The sequence below is a fragment of the Streptomyces sp. genome, assembly GCF_036566765.1.
Classification (GTDB): Bacteria; Actinomycetota; Actinomycetes; order Streptomycetales; family Streptomycetaceae; genus Streptomyces.
Genome location: NZ_DATCVQ010000737.1, coordinates 1 through 2,307 on the forward strand (window position 1 = coordinate 1; position 2,307 = coordinate 2,307).

Genomic DNA, 2,307 nt, shown 5'->3' on the forward strand with positions numbered 1-2,307 from the left:
GCTGTCGTGCATGGCGAGCCTCCTCTGTAAAAAATGTACAGGACGTACAGCCCGTAAGATGTGGAGCATGGCCTACGAGATTCCGGTGACGCAAGCGCGGGCAGAGCTCGCCGACCTGATCAACCGCGTGGTGTACGGCAATGAGCGGGTCGTCGTGACGCGCCACGGAAAGCCCCTCGTGGCCCTGGTCTCCGCCGCTGACCTGGAGAAACTCGAAGCGGGCCCGGAGCCGGCCGAGGAGTCGGCGATCAGCACGGTCGCCGCTGTGCGGCCCGCCGCGTCCGCTCCCGGTGAACAGGGGCGCTTCGGCATCGCCGCCCGGCACCGCGCACCCGGGGTCTGAGCGAACCCGGCGCATGACAAGGCCGCGCGCCCCCGTCCGCTACAGCGGGGGCACGCGGCCGCTTCGTGGAGCCGATCGGCTCCGCCCGTGAGGTCAGCCCACGGGCTCCGACGCCGGGCGCGCCGCACGTGACGGGCTGTCCTGTGCCGGGACCGGGACCCCGCCCCGCCGCCCCGCCGCCAGGACAGCCGTCAGTCCCGCCGCCGCCCAGAGGCTCAGTACGAGCAGTGCGTCGCCGGCGCCGTTCCCGTCGAAGAAGGCGACCGAGCGCAGCGCCGTGCCTGCCGCGCCCGGCGGCAGCCACTGCCCGAGCAGGCCGGCCGGCTCCGGCAGGAGCTGGGGCGCGGAGGCGACGCCCGAGAACGGGTTGCCGATCAGGATCATCAGCAGGCCGCCGAGCCCGAGACCGCGCGGCCCGAGCAGCGCGCCGAGCCCGGCCATCGTGCCGCCGATCGCCAGCACGGTGAGGCCGAGCACCCCGGCCTCCGCCCACCACGAGCCTGTGAGCGCCCCGAGCCAGCTGTCCGCGAGCGCCGCCCCGGTCAGCCCCGCGAGCGCGGCCGCGCCGACGAGGGTCGCCCCGGCCCGAAGCCCGCGCAGTCCCAGGAGGGTGACCACCGCGCCGGCGGCGGCTCCGCTGATGGCCAGCGGCAGCAGGCTCGACGCGAACGCGCTGCCGCGCGGGTCCGCCGCCGGGGCCGGTACGACATCGACGACCTTCGGCTGCGTCCCGGCGGGGAGCTGCGCGGCGAACGCCTCGCGCAGCAGCTGCGCGACGACCGGGCTCGCGGCCGTGGCGGTCAGCAGCTCAGGACCCCGCGGCGTGACGACTGCCGCTCCGTAGACCGCTCGGTCCTCGATCGCCTCGCGGGCCGCGCCGGCGTTCGCGTACCGGTGCACCTCGAACGCGCCCTCGTGGCGGGCGAGGCTCTGCTCCAGCTGTGCGGTCGCGGCGGCCGGGCCGGCCACGCCGACCGGCAGGTCACGCGGCGCGAGCCGGGCGGTGGGCCAGGCGAAGGCCCACAGGGCCAGGGCTGCCACGACGGGGATCAGCACCAGGACCGCGACCGTGCGACGGGTCGTCGTGGCGGGCATGGCGTCCCTCCGTTCAAAGAGAAGGATCGTTCGTTTTTCTTGTCGTCACTGTCCCGCCGAGCGCTTCGGTTGTCAAGAAGGAATGTTCGTTTTAGGTTGGTGGCATGGCACGCGTATCCCAGGAGCACCTCGACGCCCGGCGGCGGCAGATCCTCGACGGCGCCGCCCGCTGCTTCGCCCGCAACGGCTTCCACGCCACGTCCATGCAGGACGTGTTCAAGGAGACCGGCCTCTCGGCCGGCGCGGTGTACCGCTACTTCAGCGGCAAGGAGGCCCTCGTCGCGGCCATCGCCGAGGAAGCGTTCGCGGGCATCCGCGCTTCCTTCGAGGAGGCCTCGCGCGCCACTCCGCCGCCCACGCCGGACGTGCTGCTCGGCGGCGTGCTGCGGCTCCTCCTGGAGGAGCGCATCCCCGGCGCCGACCGGAACGCCTTCGCGCGGCTGATCATCCAGGTGTGGACCGAGACGCTGCGCGACGAGCGGCTGGCCGCGACGCTCGCCCTGGGCTACAACGGCATGCGGGCCGCCTGGAGCGATCTCGTCGAGGCGTACCGGAAGAACGGGCTGCTGCACGCGGACGTCCCGGCCGACCACGTCGCCCGCACCCTCATCGCCGTCGCCCAGGGTTTCATCGCCCAACAGGCGCTCTTCGGCGACGTGTCCGCCGAGATCCTGGAGAACGGGCTGCGCGGGGTGATGTCCATGGGCGTGCAAAGCCCCAGTTAACGCGCCGGAAAAACTTCCGCCCTAACGTGCAATGTCTGGCCGTGTGGGCCATTAGCGCAGCTCAACGAAGTGTTGAAGCTCGGTAGGGTCCGCAGCTGTCCGGGTGATCACCCGGTGGACATCTGTGAGGTGGAAGCGTGCAAC

At 72.7% G+C, this 2,307-nt stretch carries 3 protein-coding genes; 2 read left to right on the top strand and 1 reads right to left on the bottom strand.

The features are described 5' to 3' along the window. Nucleotides 1-67 precede the first annotated feature (67 nt). On the top strand, nucleotides 68-343 hold the full coding sequence (locus tag VIU94_RS42750; protein ID WP_331920783.1) for a type II toxin-antitoxin system Phd/YefM family antitoxin: 276 nt from the start codon (nucleotides 68-70) through the stop codon (nucleotides 341-343). A gap of 93 nt (nucleotides 344-436) precedes the next feature. Here VIU94_RS42750 and VIU94_RS42755 read toward each other — a convergent pair whose 3' ends face one another. After that, nucleotides 437-1,438 (bottom strand): ABC transporter permease, encoded by a 1,002-nt coding sequence (locus tag VIU94_RS42755; protein WP_331920785.1) that lies wholly within the window; start codon nucleotides 1,436-1,438, stop codon nucleotides 437-439. A 104-nt stretch (nucleotides 1,439-1,542) separates the two neighbouring features. Between VIU94_RS42755 and VIU94_RS42760 the strand changes: the two genes are divergently transcribed. Then, complete coding sequence (locus VIU94_RS42760) at nucleotides 1,543-2,163, top strand: TetR/AcrR family transcriptional regulator (protein WP_331920787.1); 621 nt, start codon at nucleotides 1,543-1,545, stop codon at nucleotides 2,161-2,163. Nucleotides 2,164-2,307 lie beyond the last annotated feature (144 nt).

Coding starts and splice junctions, on each gene's coding strand:
- VIU94_RS42760 (WP_331920787.1), top strand. CDS start 1,543: ATGGCACGCGTATCCCAGGAGCACCTCGACGCCCGGCGGCGGCAGATC.
- VIU94_RS42755 (WP_331920785.1), bottom strand. CDS start 1,438: ATGCCCGCCACGACGACCCGTCGCACGGTCGCGGTCCTGGTGCTGATC.
- VIU94_RS42750 (WP_331920783.1), top strand. CDS start 68: ATGGCCTACGAGATTCCGGTGACGCAAGCGCGGGCAGAGCTCGCCGAC.